Raw genomic sequence first — 3,205 nt, 5'->3', positions numbered from 1 at the left:
TCTAAAATCCTGTCAAGGTCATCTTTGCTCTGTACTTTATTTATTATATTCCTAAAATGAGATGCATTTCTTGTACCCTTTATATAAAAAGGTAAAAGCTTTCGCATTTCTTTAACTCCTCTTTCTCCTTTCTCTTCTACCACTAAATTTATATGTCTCATTATTATATATTTTTTTTCTTTTAAAGAAAATCTAATTTTTGTTCCTTTTTCAACAAATTGGGCGGATGATGCTATAAACCACGGAGCTCCCAGAACTGCTCGCCCTACCATTACTCCATCTGCCTCAGTTTTTTCAAACATCTTTTTCACATCTTCTTCTGTTTTTATCCCTCCATTTCCTATAACTGGCATTCGCACAGATTTTTTTAAATCCTTGATAGAATTCCAATCTTCTGCTTCTCTGTAAAAACCCTCTCTCACAGTAATCCCATGAATAATAATAGCATCTACGCCTTCTCCTTCAGCAATATTTCCGATTTCTTTTGCTACATCTTCTCCTCTGTTGAAACCTTTTCTTATCTTTATAGTAAATGGAATCTTTATTGCAGCCCTTATCTGACGCAAAATCATCATAATCCGTTCTTTATCTTTGAGAAGAGCTCCTCCTGTTCCATTTTTTACTACTTTAAGTGCAGGACAACCCATATTTATGTCTATTGTATCGAATCCTCTCCCTTCCAAAAATGCTGCAGCGTATGCAAGTTTTTCGGGGTCACTCCCAAAAACTTGTGCCCCAATTGGCTTTTCTAATTCATTATAATGCGCAATATCTAGTGTTTTTTTATCCTTATAAAAAATACCCATACTGCTTATCATTTCAGTATATACCAGACCTGCTCCAAAACTCTTCACCATTTGCCTGAATGATGAATCGGTAAAACCAGCAAGCGGTGCAAGTACAATAGGGGGATATACATCAAGATTGCCAATTTCAAACGCCTTTAAAATGTTCATATATATGATAAATTCCTTTCAAGGTTAACTGGTCGTCAAATTCTTCTATTCGCTGAGCCACTCCCATCATTACATGAGAAATCCCACCAGTAGCAATAACGCGCAAAGGTTCACCTAACTCTTGTTCAATTTTTCCAATGAGTCTATCTACCATTCCGCCTAATCCCACTACTACTCCTGACTGCATCTCTTCCACAGTATTTCTACCTATTACACTTTGTGGAACATTTAATGCTATTCGCGGTAATTTGGCAGTCTTCACAAAAAGAGCATTAGCTGCTGCAATAATCCCAACCGCGATTGGCCCACCAATAAAACACCTATCCTTTGTTAAAACGTTAAATACTGTTGCCGTACCAAAATCAACCACGCAAATATTTTCTTGTGGAAAAATTTTAGCTGCTCCCACCACATCACAAAGTCTATCACTTCCTATAAGATGAGACTCTTCAACATCAATTTTTATTCCTAAATCCATATCATTTGAAATAGTTATGGCCTTTTTGTAAATAATTTTTTCTGATACGCTCTGAAAAATTGGCGTAAGTGGAGGTACAACAGAAGATATAATAAAATCTTTAATATCATCTTTATCTATTCCCTCTTCTTTGATAAATGAAATTAGGAGAAGTTTGTACTCATCAGAAGTCCTTCCTCTGTCGGTAGCAATTCTGAGAACTTTTTCCGTTTTGCCGTTTTTCATAAAACCAATAACAATATTGGTGTTGCCTATATCGGCTGCTATAATCATTTTACTCCTCCGAAAGTTCTTTTAACTTTTTAATTTCTTTCTCCATATCTTCTTCACCTTTCATTATACACTCTTTATTCTTAGAAAAATCTAAAGTATCCAGGCCAAGCCCTGTTTTTACAATTAAATCCCCGCTCTTAAGCTCTTTCTCATATATATGATTCTGAGCAATTCTAAATACGCGCCAGGCAGTATTAAAAGGAGTTTTGAAAGTTTCCTTTTTCCTTCTCTTAATATCTCCACTTCCATCTACTGCCAATATAATGTCTGCGCTCATTTCTCTTGCAATACCAACAGGAGCGTTGCTCATAACTCCACCATCTACAAGAAGCATTTCATTATACTCAAAAGGCTCAAAAATCAAAGGCAAAGAAATTGTCGCTCGTATTGCAGAAGAAAGCTTTCATTCATTTAAAACAATTTTCTTTCCGTTTAAAAGATCTGCTGCTATACATACAAACGGAATATCTAACTCCGGAAAAGTTTGCTCTACCAGCGTTTTATTAAGAAAATATTCAATTTTCCTTTAGTTATCCAGTGCCATTTGTCTTGTCAAAACGCTCCGCGACACCCTTATCCTTCCATATTTTGCCGGTTCTGCCTTCTCTAATTCATTTTCTTCAAAATAAATTAAAGGTGATTTTGTATCAAGCATTTTACTTATTACCATTGCCATTGCAAATTTTTCCATTTGCGATAGCTTAAATCCAGCGGCATGAAATCCGCCCACAATTCCACCCATAGAGGTTCCGGTAATAACGTCAGGAATCAGATTATGTTTTTCTAACGTTTTTAGTACAACTACTTCTGTAAGGCTCCTTGCACCACCGCCAGATAGCATTAGCCCAAATTTCTTCTCCTCAAACCTCCTACAATCACTTTCATTTTTACACGTTAAAATATATACTATAAAGGAGAGATGTCAAATGAGTGATATTATTATAGATGACCCGCGAAAAATTTATCAATATAAAAAAGACGACAGGCGTCCTATATTTAATATCGTCACGGAAAATAATCTATATTCCGAATATAAATTGTATTTCGAAAGCCACGTAAAACTCCCGCAAGATGAAACAAATATCGCTTATGGACATTACTTTAAGGCGAAGAATAATAGTGACAAACTTACCATTATTTTGCATGGCTACAGACACAATGCAAAGCAATGCATGTTTTATTTCCCCCCGCAGTTTGCAAAACAAGGGATATCATCACTTATCCTAACCCTTCCTTTTCATGGAGAAAGGCAAAAATACGGAAAAAATGATGGCGAAGATTTTTTTGTACTGGACCCTACCACCATGCTCTCTCGCTTCAGACAAATTGTAGTAGACGTACGAACTCTCATTGATTTCGCAGGAAATGGTAGTATTCAAAACGTAAAAGAAATTAGTATATTTGGACTAAGCCTGGGCGGAATAAGCGCAGTCATTGCTCTGGGGGGTGATAAACGTATCAAGAGGGGTATAGTTGTACTTGCTGGCGGCAACAGTGC

At 36.3% G+C, this 3,205-nt stretch carries 5 protein-coding genes; 1 reads left to right on the top strand and 4 read right to left on the bottom strand.

The window, feature by feature from the left end; translation table 11 throughout:
* The 4 genes from dusB to U9Q18_00155 all read right to left on the bottom strand — a co-directional run.
* On the bottom strand, positions 1 to 956 hold a 956-nt coding region (dusB, locus tag U9Q18_00170; GenBank protein ID MEA3312776.1), incomplete at its 3' end, for a tRNA dihydrouridine synthase DusB.
* Complete coding sequence (locus U9Q18_00165; protein ID MEA3312775.1) at positions 934 to 1,707, bottom strand: type III pantothenate kinase; 774 nt, start codon at positions 1,705 to 1,707, stop codon at positions 934 to 936. The genes U9Q18_00165 and dusB, both read right to left, overlap by 23 nt.
* 1 nt (position 1,708) lies before the next feature.
* Entirely contained in the window at positions 1,709 to 2,095 is a 387-nt protein-coding gene (locus U9Q18_00160) for a patatin-like phospholipase family protein (protein MEA3312774.1), read from the bottom strand.
* Positions 2,096 to 2,233: 138 nt separating this feature from the next.
* Complete coding sequence (locus U9Q18_00155) at positions 2,234 to 2,548, bottom strand: patatin-like phospholipase family protein (GenBank protein MEA3312773.1); 315 nt, start codon at positions 2,546 to 2,548, stop codon at positions 2,234 to 2,236.
* Between the two features lie 85 nt (positions 2,549 to 2,633).
* On the opposite strand from U9Q18_00155, the gene U9Q18_00150 reads away from it, so the two are divergent.
* Positions 2,634 to 3,205, top strand: a 572-nt coding sequence (locus U9Q18_00150) for a hypothetical protein (GenBank protein MEA3312772.1), incomplete at its 3' end; no start/stop codon positions are given.

Source organism: Caldisericota bacterium (genome assembly GCA_034717215.1).
GTDB lineage: Bacteria > Caldisericota > Caldisericia > Caldisericales > Caldisericaceae > UBA646.
The sequence above is the reverse complement of the archived record's forward strand: the minus strand, read 5'-3'. Positions and strand labels throughout refer to the sequence as shown.